Consider the following 17,528-nt stretch of genomic DNA (forward strand, 5'->3'; position numbering starts at 1 on the left):
CTATGGGTGCTCTATCGGTTGTTGCCGGACCAGTGCTGGCAGAGGGTAGGTGCCCGCCCGGTCAGTACCCAATCGGAGATGACAGAGCGCCTGGCTGTGCACCAATTCCAGCGGGAGGGGGGGGCGCGGAATCTGGTCCCAGGCCAACTGGTCGCTGGATCAAAACTTGGGGCGCGCTCTCCAGCTCCGCGTCAGGTGATGCGGGAGTTTCGATGGGAAAATTCAGCAAGTCTGATGCTCAGAAGGATGCTCTCGCACAGTGCGCCCAATGGGGGGCTAGTGATTGTCGGATCGATCTAGCATTCAAGAACACGTGTGTAGCTGCGGCTACCGCTGGTGGGGGGCGTGGTACGAAGATCCATACTGGTGCTGATGTGGGCGTGGCTCAGGCCCGCGCTCTCAAGGACTGTCAAGTTACGGGGGGGGCGGCGTGCAAGGTTGTTTACAGCGGTTGCACGGAGCCGTATTTCAAGGCGTACTGATCCTTCCGTAGCCTCACTCTTGATGGATGCTGATGCCGCGATGTGTGCGGTGCTGCGTTGATCGTCACCGTTGCCACCAGCATGGCGATGTTCGGCAGCAACCTGCAGAAATTCCTCAACGAGGACGTCAAAGGCCTGATCACCCACGTGGTGACCGGCAAGGACCAGCAGCCGGAAGATCAGATCGACAAGAGCTTGGCCTGGATGCAGGTGGCGCTGTCGAGCATTGATGGCATCAAGATCCTGAATGATCCAGGGTTGCAGGCGGACAAGACCCGGGCGCTGTGGTTCATCGGCCTGGGCACGGGCGGCCCGGCGGTCACCGCTGGTGCGATGTTGCTGCTCTACGAGGTCGCGCTGGCGCTGTTCATCGGCCTGGGTCCCTTGTTCATTCTGTGTCTGCTGTTCGACCAGACCAAGCAGCTGTTCCAGCGATGGCTGTTCTACGGCATCGGCACGATGTTCTCGATGGCGGTACTGGCAGCGATGGTATCGATCGCGCTGGACATGGTGATCCGTGTCTCGGCCGCGTTCTGGTCCACCGCCCTAGTCAACAAGTTTTTGCTCGACGGCGCCTCCAGCGACGGCATGACCAGCCAGGCGATGCAGCAGGGCGGCATGGGCCTGATCCTCACGACCCTGATCCTGACCGCTCCCCCAATGGCGGCGATGTTCTTCCAGGGGACCTTGGGCGGTTTCGCGCCATACTCCCAGATCGGTGGATCGGCAGCGGGCCAGCCGGGTCCGCAAGGGCAGCCGCCGGGGTCGTATACGCCGGCAGCACCTGAAAAAAGCGGTGGACAGGTGAGCGATGTCAGCGCAGGTAGGGCGCATGTTCCACAAGTATCGACGACTCCCTCCAGCCAAGGCGTAACACCGGGAACCTATGGCGCAGCAAAAAACTAAGTGGTCATACTCGTAGGACGGAGACGCCGATATGCTTTTCAGTAAATCCAGTTCAATGATTCTAGGCGCGCTGGTAGTAGCTGCAGGCCTTCTCACCCTCTCTGTTGGTGTAAGGGCAGAGGGGCGTTGTCCGCCGGGTCAATATCCAATCGGTGATAGTCGTGCGCCGGGGTGCGCACCCATTCCTGCGGGCGGCGGGACTGCTCCAGAAGCCAGGGCGACAGGCCGCTGGATCAAGACCTGGGGATCATTTGCACTTTCCCCTAGTGGAGAGTCCGGTGTCGCAAATGGCCGACGTCGGAAGGCGGATGCAGAGCGGGACGCTGTGGCGATCTGTTCGCAGGCCGGTGGAAAGAACTGCAAGCCGGCCTTTACCTACAAGAATCAATGTGCGGCAGCAGCTGTTCCCAACGCAGGAAATGGCGGCACATCATTTGGGCGATCAGCCACGCAGGAAGTCTCAAAGGGGCTTGCGCTTAAAGAATGTCAAGCCGGTGGTGGTGACGATTGCCAGATTATTTACTCTGGTTGTACGGAGCCAGAGTTCGAAGCGTTCTAGGATTGTGTCATCTTCATCCGCCGCTGTTGCCCCACTTTCATGGTCAATATTCAACTGAAGGTTCCAGTTGGTGATTGCGCATGCCAAGATATTCCCGAAAGCTGGCTATTGCATTGGAACGCAGCAGCTTAGTAGGCACTAAGCAGGCGTGAGAGGCTGCTTGCTCTGCTTGCAAGAAGGGCATGGCGAGCATTGATGGCATCAAAATCCTGAGCGATCCAGGGTTGCAGGCGGACAAGACCCGGGCGCTGTGGTTCATCGGCCTGGGCACGGGCGCCCGGCGGTCACCGCTGGTGCGATGTTGTTGCTCTACGAGGTCGCGCTGGCGCTGTTCATCGGCCTGGGTCCCTTGTTCATTCTGTGTCTGCTGTTCGACCAGACCAAGCAGCTGTTCCAGCGATGGCTGTTCTACGGCATCGGCACGATGTTCTCGATGGCGGTACTGGCAGCGATGGTATCGATCGCGCTGGACATGGTGATCCGTGTCTCCGCAGCATTCCGGTCGATTGCGCTGGTCAACAAGTTCCTGCTCGATGGCGCCTCCAGCGATGGCATGACCAGCCAGGCGATGCGTCCAGCCTCACCCATAGGCATGCTTTGCGAAGCCGCAGCCCGTCTTTGCGTTTCATCAGGACGCCTTCGTGCATGCGTTGCACTGAATTTCTGTGATCAAGAGCGCTTTTCGAGCCGTTCCCCCTTCGACGCAATTAACCTCCTCGCGGTAAGCTCTCCGCGCGTCAGAAAAATGACGCGTCGGCGCTAATGCCTGCAGGAGCTTTCCCGTCAATGAGGACTCTGTCTGCCCGTTCAACGGGTGACGCTTGCCACCATCGCGGCCACCCTGTTTCCGGGGCTATCATCGGCGTTCACGGAGTGACCGGCGTGGCCGCGCGACGCCGCCATGAACAACTGCGGCGCGGGCATCGGCAGGACGACATCGAAGGAGTGGGAGGGGATGGAAGACAGGTTTGGCGCACACATGGACGATGCCCTGGCATTTGTTCCATCCGGTGCGAACCTGCTCGAAGCCGTCAGGGGCGAGCTCAACGGCGATGGCATCGAGTACCAGTTGCTGGTCATCGATCAGCCGACGCCGGAAGGGCTTGTGCTCGGCCAGCACGGACCAAACCGGGTGCTGCTGTTGCTGCGCGGTGACGGGCGCGGGCGCTGGCAGCTGGCCGCGCGCAACGACAAGCTGGTGCCGTGTTCCACCCGCGGTGGCCTGGCTGGCGACCCTTTTGCGTATGCAATGGTTGAGGAAGACACCTTCAGCGTGATCACCAACGGCGGCAGCCGCGAGCGCTGGAGCAGCACGTACCGGTTCCGTTACGCATCGGCGGACAAGGCGTGCTGGGTGGATGGGGTGAGACGCAAGGTTGTGGATATCGAGACCGAGGCGACCAACATCCGGGATTTCTCGGTGGCGGAACTGGGCAGGGTGCGGTTCGAGGACTTCGACCCGTCCAGTGTCGCCGAGGTGTCGCTTCCATGAGCCAAGCTCCAACCGGCGGAAAGGAATCCGCGCTGATGAACATCCAGGAGTTGCGCTGTGTCGACCGATAGAGAGTCGCAACTGCTGCGGCAGGCGACCAAAGCCGGCATCGACTCCCCCCTTGAACTGGCCAATTTCATGGCCCAGGCAGGGCACGAGTCGCGCGGCCTGAGCCGGCTCAACGAGAGTTTCAACTATACCCGGGGCATCTCGCAGATCCCGGTCGAAGCGGCGTGGCGCAATGGCACCGAGGCGCTGGAGTCCGCGCGCCAGGAAGCCCTGCGAGGGCGTCCGCATGATCTGGCTGAGCTGATGTATGGCGGCCGGATGGGCAATGACGCGCCCGGAGATGCGCTCAAGTACCACGGGCGCGGTTATCTGCCGCTGACCGGCAAGGAAAGCTACGAGCGCGCCGGCAGTGCGCTGGATCTGGACCTGGTCAACCATCCCGAGTTGGCATCGCAGCCGGAACACGCAGGTCGCATCGCGGTGTGGCAATGGCAGAACCGTGTGCCGGAACACGCGCGCGAGGACGTGCGCGAGGCGACCTACGCCATCAACGGTGCCGTCAACGGGGTGGAGGACCGACTCAAGCGTTTCGAGGCGTGGCAGCAGAAGCTGACCCCGGACGTGATGGACCGGCTTGCCCGCGGCGAAGTGGGCGAACCTGCACAGTTGCCTGAGCGCGCGCGCGACATGTCCGATCCGGCCCATGCCGGCAACCGGTTGTTCACCGACGCGCGGGGTCATCTTCAGCAGATGGGGCCGCAGAGCGGCCTGCGCAGCCAGCAGGAACTGGACAATGCGGCCGGCGCCCTGGCGTTGAGCGCACAGAAGGCCGGGATGAGCCGTATCGATCACGTGGTGGCCGGTACCGACGGCAGGGCGCTGTTTGCGGTGCAGGGCGTCATGGGGGACCCGGCGATGCAGCGCTCGATGGTGCAGCGTGAGGCCGCTGCCCAGTTGCCGCTCGAGCAGAGCAGCCAGCAGTTGGCGGCTGAAGCCTCTTCCCGACAGGAACAGACCGCTTCGGTCACCCGCGAGCAGGAGCAGAATCGCCCGCGATCGCTGTAATCTGGGCACCGCTCGGCAGGTCGGAGACCGGCGGGCCCATCGCACGACACCGAGCACCCTCGGGTGCCTACATGGATCTCTTTGTAAGGACACAACATGCGAAATACTTTCCTGCGTTCCCAAGTGGCCCAGCGTGGTCGCGCTCCGGCACTGTGGCTGCTGCCGCTGGGACTGGCTGCCGCCATGGCCCACGCACAGCAGGCACCCGACGCCCCGGCGGCTCCCGCCGTCGAGGAGGCGGTGCCAGCACCGGTAGTGGCCGCGGCGGACGCGCAGACGCCCGCTGACGCCGCAACTGATGCCGTAGCTGCACCGGCTCCCGTCGCCGCGGCTGAGCCGGTGCCTGCCCTGGTAGTTGCACCTGTGCCGTCCATGCCCCCGGCGCCCGAACCCGCACCGCAGCCGCAACCGGCGACGGGCGTCGCTCCGGAAGCCGTCGCCGCTGAACCCGCGAGTGCACCGGCACCTGCGGCAGCACCGATTGCGGCAGCACCTATGGCACCGCCGGCCGACGTTGCCTCCACCAATGCTGCGCCTGTCGCAACGGCTCCTGTCGCAGCTCCTCCACCGGCTCCCGCGCAGGTGCCGGCCCCCGTTGCCGCCGTCGCACCGGCGCCCGACACCGCGCCAGCCTCTGCGCCGGTCCCGCCACCCGCGCTGGCCCTCGTCGCACCGCCGATCATCCCGTTGGCACCGGACCAGGCCGCCGAGCGCCAGCTCGGTGCGCGCTGCCCGGTCGATCTGGCCGGTCGCCTGGCACCGCAGGGCGATCTGATGATCGGCGCCTGCCAGGGCGCGTTGCCGCCGCACCTGGCGGCGCTGCTGGTGGCCTTGCCTGAGCAGGACATCCACCTGCCGCGCAGCTGGCGCGAGCGCGAAGTGCGCCACAAGGCGTGGTTCAAGGCCGTGGCCGGCATGGGCCAGCGCCCGGACTTCATCGCCCGCCTGGGAGATATCTGGGTGCGTTCGTTTGAAGGTGCGGATGCGTCGACGACCACCTACCTGGTCTCGGCGCCGTTCGACTGTGCCGATGGCGCACTGCCAAACGAGAACACCGCAGAGCCCGTCCGACTCGCGGCCGGCAGTTGCGGGCAGGCCTACGTCCGCCAGCGCGTGTACCAGGTGGGCAGCGATGGCGTCCCTCAGGACATCACTGCAATGGCAATGCCGGCGGCACCGTCGATCGCCGAGGCCGATCGTGCCCGTCACCGCACCCGCGAAGGCAAGATCAGCCTGGACCACAGCAAGTTGCAGTACGGGCCGGCCATGCGCTGGTTCGTGCAGTACCCGGAATCACCGCAGAAGACCGGTCCGCACAGCTTCAGTGACTGGAACCGCGAACACCTGGCCTTCGTGGTGTGGAACGGCACCCGTTTCGAGCTGCGCGATACGGTGACGCGCGCGCAGTGGCCGTGTGATCCGGTGGCGCCGGGCGACAAGGCCTGTGGCGGTTTCCCGGACTCGGGCCCGGATGCGTACGTGCTGGCAGGGCCGGCGGCGCACTCGGCGGTCTCCAGCCCCTGATCGACCGCAGAAATGACGGGAGCCGGCAGTGCCGGCTCCCGTTTTCATTCCAGCAAGCGCCTCAGGCGTGCAGGCTGCGCTGGGTCGCCTGGGTCTGTTCCAGCTGCTGCTCGCGTGCAAGGGCTAGGCCAGCAGCCTGCTGCTCGATGCGCTGGCTGCTCTGCTCCAGCGGCGTGTTCATCGCAACGGCTGTGTCCACCGATACACGCAGATGGGCAGGGTCACCCCCCTGGCCCTGCACCGCGAAGCTGCGCGAGGCATCGGCGTTCATCACCACTTCGTCGATGCGCTTGCCGCCCGCGGCATGCATTTCGGCGGCCAGGCTGCCGGCCAGCTGCGTACTCATCACATCCGGCACGCGGCCGACGCGCACGTCCTGTGCATGTACGCCACGGATCGCGTCGTTGAATAACGGATTGCCCAGATGATTGGCATCGTCCATGCGCAGCATGCTGGTGTGATGGCCGTTCTTCTCCGCTTCGCGGCGTGCCGGCTCACCGGGCTGCAGCGGGCCACGGATGTGGTCGTACAGATCGATTGCTCCGCCAGGGATGCCGCGTGCAGTACGGGTGACGCCGCGGCGCAGTGATTCCACGTCGTCGCGGTACTCCTCGATCATCTTGGCGTTGTCTTTCGCCAGTTGCTGCGTTTCCGGATGCTTCAGTACCGAGCCGTCGTTGAGGAAGTTGCCCAGTTTGTGCGCGCCGAACGAACTGCCTGCTGCAAGGATTGGACGATCCGGGATCAGGTCGCGCAGCGGGTGGTTGCTGAAGCCGGCCGCTGACAGCCTCTTGATCTCATCCGGGTTGGCGTAGATGCGTACTTGGCCGAAGTGGGGCGAAGCAGCACTGACCGGATCGGACGCCATGACGTGGTTGATCATGGTGTTGCCGCCTTCGGGGATGCGGTAGCTGAGGCTGACCGCACCATAGGCGTTGAAGGTCTCACCCTTGACGTTGAAGTGGTGCGAGGTGATCTGGGCAAGGGCGCCGCCGAGGGAGTGGCCGGTGACGGTGACCTGGGGAGTATGTCCACCATTCAAGCGGGACTGAAGTGCGGCAGATTCAAGCGTTCTCTGGGTCAATGCGATCGCGTCAGGTGCCTGTACATTGGTGCGCGCTACCACCATGCCGCCATCGGTCAGGATCGCATCGCGGGCAATATCCTCCGTGCCACGATGGGCAATGACGATCTCTTTGCTGTCTACGCGCTGATAGACGGTGCCCTGATAGCCGTTGAGCCGGTTGTCGACATGCTCGAGTATTTTGTACTCATGGCCGTTGAGCGTGACCTTTTCTTCCTGGCCGGGTGCACGTCGGCCGACGGCGCGGTCCTTGTAGGCGTCATCGGATAACGCAGCGTAGTCCTGGGAGGTGATGGTCACGGTGCCACCTCACTCGCAGAAAGGCTGATCGTGAACAGCTTGTCCTGCAGGTCGGCGGCATAGCCGCTGCGATCAGGCTCACCACTGGCCGGGAAATTGGGAACGCGATCTGCCCGCGGATAGACCAGTTCCGGATAGTAGAGCGTATGCGCGCTGCCGTCGGTCAGCGGCTTGGCATCGACGAAGGTCAGGAAGCGAGTTTCGTCTTCGGCGCCGGTTGCTTTCAGCATGGCACCGGCTCCGCTGAATTCCCATCTGCAGACGCCGCGGCCGTAGTAGTCCTCATCCAGCATACGGTCCACATACAACGTGCCGCGATACTCGCCATCGGCAACCTTGCGCAGCTGCACCGGTTCCTGGCTGGTGATGCGCGCTGCGGTGCCTGTGGCGGGCTCGATGTGACCGCACTGGTCTTCGTTGATGACGTCGTACTGCGCGACGCCCTCGACCACCGCGAAATCGCCGGGGGCATCCTTCAGGCGCAGCACCAGTTCATAGGCCTTGCGCGGGCTGGGGTTGAGCTTGGCGAGGCCACGCCCACCCTGGGCGACATCGGCTTCGGCAGCGGCACGTTCCTGGTTCATGGCGGACTCCGGGTTGCAGGCGGTCAATAAAAGCAGAGCAAGGCACGGAAGCATCTTGGGGCGCAATGTCGGCCTCCCTGGGGCATAGAGGGATATATGGAGCAGGCCACTCTCCGCGCGAGATTCTGCGCAGTGATCATGGTTGAGAGTAACGCGTCACGCAGATCGACCTGGTAGCGCGTCGGGCTTTTCTCGCCGCTTGCGCCATGTCCGGCAATCTCTTCGATGCGGGGGGGACATGCATCAGGAGCGATTCGACGTTCATGCGCTCCCTTTGGCGTGATACGGCGTGGTACATCCATGTCCATGCATCCTTCCCTGTTGACAGGTCCGGCGATTATGGAGTGCCCGGGAAAGCTGGCGCCAGCCGTCTCTGGACAAGGGGGGCGATTTATTGACGCATTCGGCGAAGGGTGATGCCAGGGAATCGACTGCGGCACAGGCGATTCGATAGCGCCAAGGCGTTTCAATGTCGCGATCGGCTCTCACTATCAATTTGTGACTTGAATCATGAATTCACACCTTCCTTACCCTGACAAAGTGCCTGCCATGAACCTTGCAATCCGCGCAGAATCCATCGACGACCATGTCGCCATTCACAAGCTCACCGAAATGGCGTTCCGCGATGCTGTCCACAGCAGCCACACCGAACAGCACATCGTCGATGCATTGCGTGAGCGCGGCGAGCTGAGCATCTCGCTGGTGGCAGAGGAAGCGGGCCAACTGGTGGGTCATGTCGCGCTGTCCCCGGTCAGCGTGCAGGACGGCAGCCAGGGCTGGTTCGGGCTCGGGCCGATTTCGGTGCTGCCGCAGCAGCAGGGGCGCGGCGTGGGCACGGCATTGATGCGGGCCGCGATCGAGGCGCTGCGCAAGAAGGGCGCGCGCGGCTGCGTGCTGTTGGGCGAGCCGGCCTACTACGGGCGCTTCGGCTTCCGTGCCGTGCCGGATCTGGTACTGCCCGGCGTGCCGGCGGCGTATTTCCAGGCCCTGTGCCTGCAGCCACCGATGGCACAGGGGGAGGTGCGTTACTCGCCGGCGTTCGACGTGGTTGCCTGACCGGGGAACGGCCGGTGTTCCAACCGCCGGTCAGCCTGGATGGCGCAGGTGGATGAGGGGATACGGACGACCCTGCGAATCCACCGGCGAGCGACCGGTTTCGATGAAACCCATGCGCCGATAGAAGCCCACGGCCTGCGCATTCTGCGCGTTGACGTCGGTGGTCAGTTGCGGCTGCAGTGCCAACGCATGCTGCAGCAGCTGGCGGCCGATACCGGCTCCGCGCACGTTGGGATCGATGAACAGCGCTTCCATGTGCGAGCCGTCGATCAGCATGAAACCCTGCGGCTGGTCCTGGTCGCCGACGGCCACGACCATCGGGGCCTGTGGCAGGAAGCCGGCAACTTCAGCATCGATCGCCTGGCGGTCATCGGTACTGAGGAAATCATGGGTAGCATCGACGGCGCGACGCCAGAGATCGACGAGAGCGTCACCATCGGTGGCGCGGGAAGGGCGCAGGGTGGTCATGGGATCGGCCAAGGTGCTTCGGAGTACCCGGATTGTACCGGTGCGACACCCGCAAACAGAAAGCCCCGCCGAAGCGGGGCCTTGGATGTCACCGTTCGCTGCGCCTTACTGCACGGTGCAGCCGGACAGTGCCGGGAAGCCGATGACTTCGCCATTACCGGTGCAGGCGAGCGTGACCTTCTGGCCCTTCTTCAGGCTGGCAGCCACGTCCTTGGGCAGGTCGCTGGCCTGCACGAAGCCGAACGGCTTGGCGCTCAGCTGCACGACCGGCTTGTCCATGAAGTCCGAGCTGATGGAGTCGACCGTGCCGGAAACCAGCAGCGCCTTGCCCTTGTACTTGCCATCGGCAGCGATCTCGTTGTCCTGGTAGTCGCTGAACATCGTGGTGGCGGTCACCTCCACAGCCGAGGCGGAGGGCGTAGCGGCATCGTTGGTGACGGCGGTGGCTGCCGGCTCTGCAGCCTTGGCGGCAGCATCTGCCTCCGCGGCGGCTGAAGAGACGCTGGCTTCAGCAACGGCCGCATCGTACTGGCCCTTGCTCTGCGCGCTGATGCCGCTCACCGTGCCGGCAAAGATCGCCAGGCCGACGAAGTACACGATCGGCGAAACGATGATCGAGCCCAGCAGCTGGAACAGGCCCTTCATGGCGCCGCCCTTGGCCATCGCGACGATGGCGAGGATGAAGGCCACCAAGTTCAGCGGCCAGCCCAGGAACAGGCCCAGGCCGGGGAACGGGACGAGGAAGCACAGCCAAGCGATCGCCAGCGTGATCCATGCGGCTTTTCCGGCAGGACTGGCCTGCACGGTGGTTTCTGCAACTGCGTTCAAAACTACCCCCTGTAGAGATCGAAAGGTGAAATCGCTGCCGGCAAGCAGCAGTGCACAGTCGTCAGATGACGAAAGCGCGATCGTAGCGTGAAGGAGTCTTCACGGCAGATCAAGCGGCGATGCAGCGTTTGCCGGTGCGGCGCTCCGCATCGGCGCAGCGGAAGCGCCAGAAGGCCTGCGTTACACTACGCGCGCGCTCATTCCTTGAATCCGAGAAACGCCATGACTGATAGCTTGGGCGTGCCGGTGCACGACATCGACGAGAGCTGGATGCGCCACGCATTGGCATTGGCCGAACGTGCGCAACGCGAGTTTGACGAGATCCCGGTCGGTGCGGTGCTGGTGGGTGCCGACGGTCAGCTGCTGGGCGAGGGCTGGAACCTCAACATCGCCTCGCACGACCCCAGCGCGCATGCCGAGATCGTGGCCATGCGCGAGGGCGGGCGGATGCTGGCCAATCACCGCCTGATCGGCAGCACCCTGTATGTCACCCTGGAGCCGTGCGCGATGTGCGCGATGGCGATCGTGCACGCACGCGTGGCGCGCTTGGTCTACGGTGCCAGCGACCCCAAGACGGGCGCCTGCGGCAGCGTGTTCGATCTGGTCGCTGATGCCCGCCACAATCACCGGGTGGAGGTCCATGCCGGTGTGCTGGCCAAGGAGGCGGGCAACCGGCTGACCAATTATTTCAGGGCCAAGCGTGGCAAGCCGCCGCTGCTGCTGGAGGACCACGCTGGCGAGGGCTGAGTGGCGAAAGGGTATGATGGCCGCCACTTCCCATTACCGGCCGGCCTCGTGCCTGCCCAGCAACGAGGCGACACGATGGCAGAGAACGGCGCGGCCAACGAGCGGCTGATCTGGATCGACCTGGAAATGACCGGGTTGGATACCGACAACGATTCGATCATCGAGATCGCCACCGTGGTCACAGATGCCCAGCTCAACGTGCTGGCCGAGGGCCCGGAGTTCGCCATCCATCATCCCCTGGAAACGCTGGAAGCGATGGACGAGTGGAACCGCAACCAGCATCGTCGTTCGGGCCTGTGGCAGCGCGTCATCGACAGCACCACCACGCTTGGCCAGGCCGAAGCGCAGACCGTGGCCTTCCTGGCGCAGTGGATTCCGGCCGGCGTGTCACCGATGTCGGGTAACTCCATCTGCCAGGACCGCCGCTTCCTGCACCGGCAGATGCCGCGGCTGGAAAAGTACTTCCACTACCGCAACCTGGACGTGTCCACGGTGAAGGAACTGGCCAAGCGCTGGGCGCCAAGCGTGGCTGCGGGCGTGGGCAAGAACAGCAACCACACTGCACTGAGCGATGTGCACGATTCGATCAACGAGCTGCGCCACTACCGCCAGTTCATGGGCGCGCTGTCGGGACTGCCGAGCCCGTGAGGGGGAGTGCCAGCCGCTGGCCGGCAATCGCCTGATCCCCGCCGGCCGCGCAGGGTTGTCGTCCGGCGGCCGGCACCACCCTGCGTTCAACTCCCTGTCGCTAAGATCGGCCGCATGAACGAGCCCATTCTGCTGCCCCGCGATATCGTCCACGACGCTGGTGACTGGTCTGACCTGCAGCGGGCGGTCGCGCTGCTGGAAGCCCCCACGATCACCGCGCGCATGGCCAACCTGGTCGGAACGCCGCTGGAGTTCGCGGTGAAGGCGCTTCCCACCTCGGTGTCCAACCGCATCCATGGTGCGGTGCAGGCGGCGTTGTCCAAATCCGTGCAGGCCGCGCTGTGGAGCATGGACAACACCCCGGGCAAGAGCGCCTCGACGCGTTGGCACAAGCTGGCGGCGGCGACGTCCGGCGCGGTGGGTGGGGCGTTCGGTTTCGCTGCGCTGTTCATCGAGCTGCCGGTGTCGACCACGATCATGATGCGCGCGGTAGCTGACGTTGCCCGCAGCGAAGGCTTCGATCTATCGCAGTTCAGCACCCGCCAGGCCTGCCTGGAGGTGTTTGCACTGGGCGGCAATTCGCCGCGCGACGATGCCAGCGAGACCGGCTACTACCTCGCCCGTGGTTTCACCACCGATGTCATGCGCCACCTCTCGGCCGAACTGGCCGGGCGGGTGGTGACCGGACGTGACCTGACCCTGGGCGTGGCGCCGAAGGAAGCCGGCAAGCTGCTGGCCAAGGTGGTGGAAAAGGTCGCCGCCCGTTTCGGCGTGGTGGTCACCGAGAAGTTTGCCGCGCAGGCGGTACCAATCGTCGGTGCGGCAGCCGGCGCGACGCTCAACACCATGTTCACCGACTACTACCAGGACATGGCCCGCGGCCATTTCATCGTGCGCCGGCTGGAGCTGAAGTACGGCGAAGAGGTCGTGCGAGACTGCTACGACCGCATCGCACACGGCGGGGCGTTGATCGAGCCGACGTTGTAATCCACGCCACGCGTGGATGCGGCATCGTTGCCCCGGCGGCACAACTGTTTTGCGCGGACGCGCCTGTTGCGCGCGCAGCGCCATCCCCATCCTTGCCGGCAATCCCCCGCAAGAGAGTGCCGCCATGTTGTTCACCCCCCACCGCCTGGGCGCGCTGACGCTGCCCAACCGTATCGTGATGCCGCCGATGACCCGCTCGCGTGCGGCGGCCGGCAATGTCGCCACCGTGCAGATGGCCGAGTACTACGCCCAGCGCGCTGGTGCCGGGCTGATCGTCAGCGAAGGCACCCAGATCAGCCCGCAGGGCCAGGGCTATGCCTGGACCCCGGGCATCCACAGCGACGAACAGGTGCAGGGCTGGCGCAGGGTCACCGATGCCGTGCACGCGGCCGGTGGGCGCATCTACGCCCAGCTCTGGCATGTCGGCCGTGTCTCCCATGTGGCCCTGCAACCGGACGGCGCGGCGCCGGTCTCTTCCTCGGCCCTGCTGGCCGACGGGGTGAAGGTCTTCGTCGACCCCACCGGTGCCGGTCCGGAATCCGGCGTGGGCGAGATGATCCAGCACTCGATGCCGCGCGCGCTGGGCGAGGACGAGATTCCGGGCATCGTGGCCGACTATGCGCAGGCCGCCCGCAATGCCCTGGCTGCCGGATTCGATGGCGTCGAGCTGCACGGCGCGAACGGCTACCTGATCAACCAGTTCATCGACTCGCAGGCCAACCAGCGTACCGATGGCTATGGCGGCGCGCTGCGCAATCGCCTGCGCTTCCTGCGCGAGGTGGTGCAGGCGGTGGTCGATGTCGCTGGCGGCGAGCGAGTCGGCGTGCGTCTGGCGCCGCTGACCACGCTGCAGGGGGCGGTGGATGACACGCCGCAGGCGACCTATCTGGCTGCCGCACACCTGCTGGGCGAGCTGGGTGTGGGTTACCTGCACATCGCCGAGGCCGACTGGGAGGATGCCCCGTTGATGCCGGTCGCGTTCAAGCAGGCGCTGCGGATGATCTATCCGGGAACGCTGATCTACGCCGGCAAGTACACTGCCGAGCGTGCCAGGCAGGCGCTGGAGGAAGGCTGGGCCGACCTGATCGGCTTCGGTCGGCCGTTCATCGCCAATCCCGATCTGCCCGATCGCCTGCGCAGCGGCGCGGTGTTGAATTCGCCCGATCGCGCGACGTACTTCGGTGGTGGCGCGGCGGGATTCACCGACTATCCGGTGCTGGAAGAGGCAGTCGAGGCCTGAAGCAGCGTCCGCCGGGCATGGCCCGGCGCTACCGATGACGGCGGATGGGTGCCGGCCACTGGCCGGCACTGCCGATCAGGGCTTGTCGCGCACCAGTGCGTCGGCCTCGACCACGCCACCATCCTTGCCATGCAGGTACAGGTGCATGTCCTGCTGCGGATACGGGATGTTGATGCCGGCCTTGTCGTAGCCCAGCTTGATCTGTTCGAGCAGGGTGACCTTGGTGCCGAAGTGATCGGCCGACTTCACATAGCAGCGGATGCCCAGATTGATCGCGTGCGCACCCAGCTCGTACACCACCACGTCCGGTGCCGGCGTCTGCAGCACGCGCGGGTCGGCCTTCATCAGGGCCAGTGCGGTATCACGCGCCAACTGGATGTTGTCTTCGTAACCGATGCCCACCACCAGCTCGACGCGGCGGGTGGGCTCTGCGGTGAGGTTGATGATCGGCGCGGCGGTGATCAGCGTGTTCGGAATGGTGGTGTGCTGGTTGTCCGCGCCGGTGATCACGGTCTGGAAAATGCGTACCTCGCGAACCGTGCCGGTCTGCCCGGCGATGGTCACCACATCACCCACGCGGAACGGACGCAGGGTCACCAGCATCACGCCCGAGGCGATATTCGACAGCGAATCCTTCAGCGCCAGGCCAACGGCGAGGCCGGCGGTACCGAGCACGGCCAGCAGCGGAGTGATCTGCACGCCCAGCGTGCCGATGGCCAGGATCACCACGATCACCAGCGAGGCCGCGTAGACCACGTTGCGCAGGAAGCTGCCCAGCATCGGGTCCACGCCCATGCGCGAGGTGGCGCGCGGCATGGCATTGGACAGCCGTCGTGCGAGCCACATGCCGACCAGCAGCACCACGATCGCGGCCAGCAACGGCACGCCGTAGGTCTCCAGCAGGCGTTCCCAGTCGAGTGAGCGGAACCAGGAGGTCGTGGCGGGGGAGGGTGGGGCAGCGGCGATCATGCGGACTCCTTTGCAACGGGAACAGGCGCGACGGAAACATGGCGTACGCGGACGCCAGAAACAGCAAGCCCCGCAGAGGCGGGGCTTGCGTGCAGCTTCAGTATGGGCAGGCGTCGATGAAAGCGACGTCAGCCATCACACGTCAACAGGTCACCCCTTGGCCTTCAACTTGGCCAGGCGCAGCCAGGTATCGACCACGGTGTCCGGATTCAACGACACCGACTCGATGCCTTCCTGCATCAGCCATTCGGCCAGATCCGGATGATCGGACGGGCCCTGGCCGCAGATGCCGACGTACTTGCCCTTGGCACGTGCCGACTTGATCGCCATCGACAGCAGCTTCTTCACCGCCGGGTTCCGCTCATCGAACAGGTGCGCCACGATCGACGAATCGCGGTCCAGGCCGAGGGTCAGCTGGGTCAGGTCGTTGGAACCGATCGAGAAGCCGTCGAAGATCTCCAGGAACTCATCGGCGAGCAGCGCGTTGGACGGCACTTCGCACATCATGATGATCTTCAGGCCGTTTTCGCCCTGCTTCAGACCGTTCTGGGCCAGCACCTCGACGACCTTGCGGCCTTCTTCCAGGGTGCGCACGAACGGGATCATGACCCACAGGTTGTCCAGGCCCATCTCGTTGCGCACGCGCAGCACGGCCTTGCACTCCAGTGCGAAGGCGGCCGAGAAGCTCGGATCGACGTAACGGCTGGCGCCGCGGAAGCCGATCATCGGGTTCTCTTCGTGCGGCTCGTAGTTGCTGCCGCCGATCAGGTTGGCGTACTCGTTGGACTTGAAGTCCGACAGGCGCACGATCACCGGGTTCGGCGCGACCGAGGCGGTCAGGGTGGCGATGCCTTCGGCCAGACGGTCCACGTAGAAGCCGACCGGGTCGGAATAACCGGCGATCTTCTCGTCGATCTTCTTCTTCGTCGCCGCATCCTGGCGGTCGTATTCCAGCAGCGCGTTGGGGTGGATGCCGATGTGGCTGGCGATGATCATTTCCAGACGCGCCAGGCCGATGCCCGCGTTCGGCAACTGGCCGAAGTCGAAGGCGCGTTCCGGGTTGGCCACGTTCATCATGATCTTCAACGGTGCCGGCGGCATGTTGCCCAGATCGGTGGTGGTGCGCTCGAAGCCGAGCTTGCCTTCGTAGATGAAGCCGGTATCGCCTTCAGCGCAGCTGACGGTGACCAGTTGGCCATCCTCGATGACCTTGGTGGCGTTGCCCGAACCGACCACGGCCGGCACGCCCAGCTCGCGCGCGATGATCGCCGCGTGGCAGGTACGGCCGCCGCGGTTGGTGACGATCGCCGAGGCACGCTTCATCACCGGCTCCCAATCGGGATCGGTCATGTCGGCGATCAGCACGTCGCCCGGCTGCACGCGGTTCATGTCTTCCAGCGTCTTCACCACACGTGCCACGCCGGCACCGATCTTGGCGCCCACGGCGCGGCCTTCGGCGAGAACGTTGCCGCCCTTCTCGGTCAGTGCGAAACGCTCGATCTGGGTGGCATGGCTGCGCGACTTCACGGTCTCCGGGCGCGCCTGCACGATGAACAGCTTGCCGCTGACACCGTCCTTGGCCCACTCGATGTCCATCGGGCGACCGTAGTGCTTTTCGATGGTCAGCGCCTGGCGCGACAGTTCGGCCACGTCTTCATCGTTGATCGAGAAGGTGGTGCGCAGTTCGGCCGGGGTGTCCTCGATCCTGACGCGCTCGCCGGGGACATCCGAGTACACCATGCGGATCGCCTTGCTGCCGAGCGAGCGGCGCAGGATCGCCGGCTTGCCGGCCTGCAGGGTGGGCTTGTAGACGTAGAACTCGTCGGGGTTGACCGCGCCCTGCACGACCATTTCGCCCAGGCCGAACGAGGAGGTGACGAACACCACGTCGCGGAAGCCGGATTCGGTGTCCAGGGTGAACAGCACGCCGGACGCGCCCACGCCCGAACGCACCATCAGCTGCACGCCTGCGGACAGGAACACGTCCTCGTGCTTGAAGCCGTGGTGCACGCGGTAAGCGATGGCACGGTCGTTGTACAGCGAGGCGAACACTTCCTTGACCTTGTGCACGACATCGTCGGCACCGGTGACGTTGAGGAAGGTTTCCTGCTGGCCGGCGAAGGACGCGTCGGGCAGGTCTTCGGCGGTGGCCGAGGAACGCACGGCCACGGCCACGTCGCCGCCGCCGTTGTCGGCGCTCAGCTTGGCGTAGGCAGTGCGGATGTCCTGGTCCAGCTGCGGCTGCAGCGGTGCATCGATCACCCAGCCGCGGATTTCCTTGCCGGCTGCGGTCAGCGCGTTGACGTCCTCGACGTCCAGCGTGGCCAGCTTGTCGAAGATGCGCTTGGACAGGTCGTTGTGCGCGATGAAGTCCTTGAAGGCTTCAGACGTGGTCGCGTAGCCCCCCGGAACGGAGACGCCCAGACCGGCAAGGTTGCCGATCATCTCGCCCAGCGAGGAATTCTTGCCGCCTACGCGGGCCAGGTCGGCCAGACGCAGTTCGTGCAACCACAGGATGTTCTCGTTCAAGCGCGATGCTCCGTTTGGCCATCGCCCGAGGCGGGCTTTGATGGCCGCGTC

At 64.9% G+C, this 17,528-nt stretch carries 17 protein-coding genes and 1 pseudogene; 12 read left to right on the plus strand and 6 right to left on the minus strand.

Annotation, left to right across the window (positions count from 1 at the left end):
• Positions 1-212 precede the first annotated feature (212 nt).
• The 7 genes and pseudogenes from K5K93_RS20195 (at position 213) to K5K93_RS00315 (ending at position 6,037) form a co-directional block, all read left to right on the plus strand.
• On the plus strand, positions 213-482 hold the full coding sequence (locus K5K93_RS20195) for a DUF4189 domain-containing protein (RefSeq protein ID WP_230112010.1): 270 nt from the start codon (positions 213-215) through the stop codon (positions 480-482).
• An 81-nt stretch (positions 483-563) separates the two neighbouring features.
• Entirely contained in the window at positions 564-1,388 is an 825-nt protein-coding gene (locus K5K93_RS00290; RefSeq protein ID WP_222390899.1) for a type IV secretion system protein, read from the plus strand.
• 55 nt (positions 1,389-1,443) lie between these two features.
• Positions 1,444-1,947, plus strand: a complete 504-nt coding sequence (locus tag K5K93_RS00295) for a DUF4189 domain-containing protein (RefSeq protein WP_222390902.1) — start codon at positions 1,444-1,446, stop codon at positions 1,945-1,947.
• Between the two features lie 182 nt (positions 1,948-2,129).
• Positions 2,130-2,521 (plus strand): annotated as a pseudogene (locus K5K93_RS00300) (type IV secretion system protein); the annotation flags it as partial.
• 381 nt (positions 2,522-2,902) lie between these two features.
• The gene (locus K5K93_RS00305; protein WP_222390904.1) at positions 2,903-3,439 is read left to right on the plus strand and encodes a hypothetical protein; all 537 of its coding nucleotides are present in this window, start codon (positions 2,903-2,905) and stop codon (positions 3,437-3,439) included.
• A gap of 57 nt (positions 3,440-3,496) precedes the next feature.
• Positions 3,497-4,513, plus strand: a complete 1,017-nt coding sequence (locus tag K5K93_RS00310; protein WP_222389040.1) for an XVIPCD domain-containing protein — start codon at positions 3,497-3,499, stop codon at positions 4,511-4,513.
• A gap of 582 nt (positions 4,514-5,095) precedes the next feature.
• Positions 5,096-6,037, plus strand: a complete 942-nt coding sequence (locus K5K93_RS00315) for a hypothetical protein (RefSeq protein WP_261311887.1) — start codon at positions 5,096-5,098, stop codon at positions 6,035-6,037.
• A gap of 61 nt (positions 6,038-6,098) precedes the next feature.
• Here K5K93_RS00315 and K5K93_RS00320 read toward each other — a convergent pair whose 3' ends face one another.
• Complete coding sequence (locus K5K93_RS00320; protein WP_222389042.1) at positions 6,099-7,421, minus strand: XVIPCD domain-containing protein; 1,323 nt, start codon at positions 7,419-7,421, stop codon at positions 6,099-6,101.
• On the minus strand, positions 7,418-8,071 hold the full coding sequence (locus tag K5K93_RS00325) for a hypothetical protein (RefSeq protein WP_222389044.1): 654 nt from the start codon (positions 8,069-8,071) through the stop codon (positions 7,418-7,420). The genes K5K93_RS00320 and K5K93_RS00325 overlap by 4 nt, the downstream gene beginning before the upstream one ends.
• A gap of 483 nt (positions 8,072-8,554) precedes the next feature.
• On the opposite strand from K5K93_RS00325, the gene K5K93_RS00330 reads away from it, so the two are divergent.
• The gene (locus K5K93_RS00330) at positions 8,555-9,061 is read left to right on the plus strand and encodes an N-acetyltransferase (protein WP_222389046.1); all 507 of its coding nucleotides are present in this window, start codon (positions 8,555-8,557) and stop codon (positions 9,059-9,061) included.
• A gap of 30 nt (positions 9,062-9,091) precedes the next feature.
• Here K5K93_RS00330 and K5K93_RS00335 read toward each other — a convergent pair whose 3' ends face one another.
• Positions 9,092-9,529 (minus strand): acetyltransferase, encoded by a 438-nt coding sequence (locus K5K93_RS00335; RefSeq protein ID WP_222389048.1) that lies wholly within the window; start codon positions 9,527-9,529, stop codon positions 9,092-9,094.
• A 105-nt stretch (positions 9,530-9,634) separates the two neighbouring features.
• The gene (locus tag K5K93_RS00340) at positions 9,635-10,357 is read right to left on the minus strand and encodes an OB-fold putative lipoprotein (protein ID WP_220387492.1); all 723 of its coding nucleotides are present in this window, start codon (positions 10,355-10,357) and stop codon (positions 9,635-9,637) included.
• Between the two features lie 222 nt (positions 10,358-10,579).
• On the opposite strand from K5K93_RS00340, the gene tadA reads away from it, so the two are divergent.
• The 4 genes from tadA (at position 10,580) to K5K93_RS00360 (ending at position 13,979) form a co-directional block, all read left to right on the plus strand.
• Positions 10,580-11,104, plus strand: a complete 525-nt coding sequence (tadA, locus tag K5K93_RS00345; protein ID WP_222389049.1) for a tRNA adenosine(34) deaminase TadA — start codon at positions 10,580-10,582, stop codon at positions 11,102-11,104.
• Positions 11,105-11,179: 75 nt separating this feature from the next.
• Complete coding sequence (gene orn, locus K5K93_RS00350) at positions 11,180-11,752, plus strand: oligoribonuclease (protein ID WP_025879267.1); 573 nt, start codon at positions 11,180-11,182, stop codon at positions 11,750-11,752.
• 114 nt (positions 11,753-11,866) lie between these two features.
• Complete coding sequence (locus tag K5K93_RS00355; RefSeq protein WP_093819144.1) at positions 11,867-12,739, plus strand: EcsC family protein; 873 nt, start codon at positions 11,867-11,869, stop codon at positions 12,737-12,739.
• A 124-nt stretch (positions 12,740-12,863) separates the two neighbouring features.
• A complete protein-coding gene (locus tag K5K93_RS00360) occupies positions 12,864-13,979 on the plus strand; it encodes an alkene reductase (protein WP_222389050.1) in 1,116 nt (371 codons plus the stop codon).
• Between the two features lie 75 nt (positions 13,980-14,054).
• Here K5K93_RS00360 and K5K93_RS00365 read toward each other — a convergent pair whose 3' ends face one another.
• Together K5K93_RS00365 and ppsA are read right to left on the minus strand one after the other, a co-directional pair.
• Positions 14,055-14,948, minus strand: a complete 894-nt coding sequence (locus K5K93_RS00365) for a mechanosensitive ion channel domain-containing protein (RefSeq protein WP_025879264.1) — start codon at positions 14,946-14,948, stop codon at positions 14,055-14,057.
• Positions 14,949-15,098: 150 nt separating this feature from the next.
• On the minus strand, positions 15,099-17,477 hold the full coding sequence (ppsA, locus tag K5K93_RS00370; protein WP_180830985.1) for a phosphoenolpyruvate synthase: 2,379 nt from the start codon (positions 17,475-17,477) through the stop codon (positions 15,099-15,101).
• Between the last annotated feature and the right edge of the window lie 51 nt (positions 17,478-17,528).

Source organism: Stenotrophomonas sp. DR822, from assembly GCF_019793815.1.
GTDB lineage: Bacteria > Pseudomonadota > Gammaproteobacteria > Xanthomonadales > Xanthomonadaceae > Stenotrophomonas > Stenotrophomonas indicatrix.

What these genes read in the sequence shown, in the direction of transcription:
- K5K93_RS20195 (WP_230112010.1), top strand. Translation starts at nt 213, where the DNA reads ATGGGAAAATTCAGCAAGTCTGATGCTCAGAAGGATGCTCTCGCACAG.
- K5K93_RS00290 (WP_222390899.1), top strand. Translation starts at nt 564, where the DNA reads ATGGCGATGTTCGGCAGCAACCTGCAGAAATTCCTCAACGAGGACGTC.
- K5K93_RS00295 (WP_222390902.1), top strand. Translation starts at nt 1,444, where the DNA reads ATGATTCTAGGCGCGCTGGTAGTAGCTGCAGGCCTTCTCACCCTCTCT.
- K5K93_RS00305 (WP_222390904.1), top strand. Translation starts at nt 2,903, where the DNA reads ATGGAAGACAGGTTTGGCGCACACATGGACGATGCCCTGGCATTTGTT.
- K5K93_RS00330 (WP_222389046.1), top strand. Translation starts at nt 8,555, where the DNA reads ATGAACCTTGCAATCCGCGCAGAATCCATCGACGACCATGTCGCCATT.
- K5K93_RS00335 (WP_222389048.1), bottom strand. Translation starts at nt 9,529, where the DNA reads ATGACCACCCTGCGCCCTTCCCGCGCCACCGATGGTGACGCTCTCGTC.
- tadA (WP_222389049.1), top strand. Translation starts at nt 10,580, where the DNA reads ATGACTGATAGCTTGGGCGTGCCGGTGCACGACATCGACGAGAGCTGG.
- orn (WP_025879267.1), top strand. Translation starts at nt 11,180, where the DNA reads ATGGCAGAGAACGGCGCGGCCAACGAGCGGCTGATCTGGATCGACCTG.
- K5K93_RS00355 (WP_093819144.1), top strand. Translation starts at nt 11,867, where the DNA reads ATGAACGAGCCCATTCTGCTGCCCCGCGATATCGTCCACGACGCTGGT.
- K5K93_RS00360 (WP_222389050.1), top strand. Translation starts at nt 12,864, where the DNA reads ATGTTGTTCACCCCCCACCGCCTGGGCGCGCTGACGCTGCCCAACCGT.
- K5K93_RS00365 (WP_025879264.1), bottom strand. Translation starts at nt 14,948, where the DNA reads ATGATCGCCGCTGCCCCACCCTCCCCCGCCACGACCTCCTGGTTCCGC.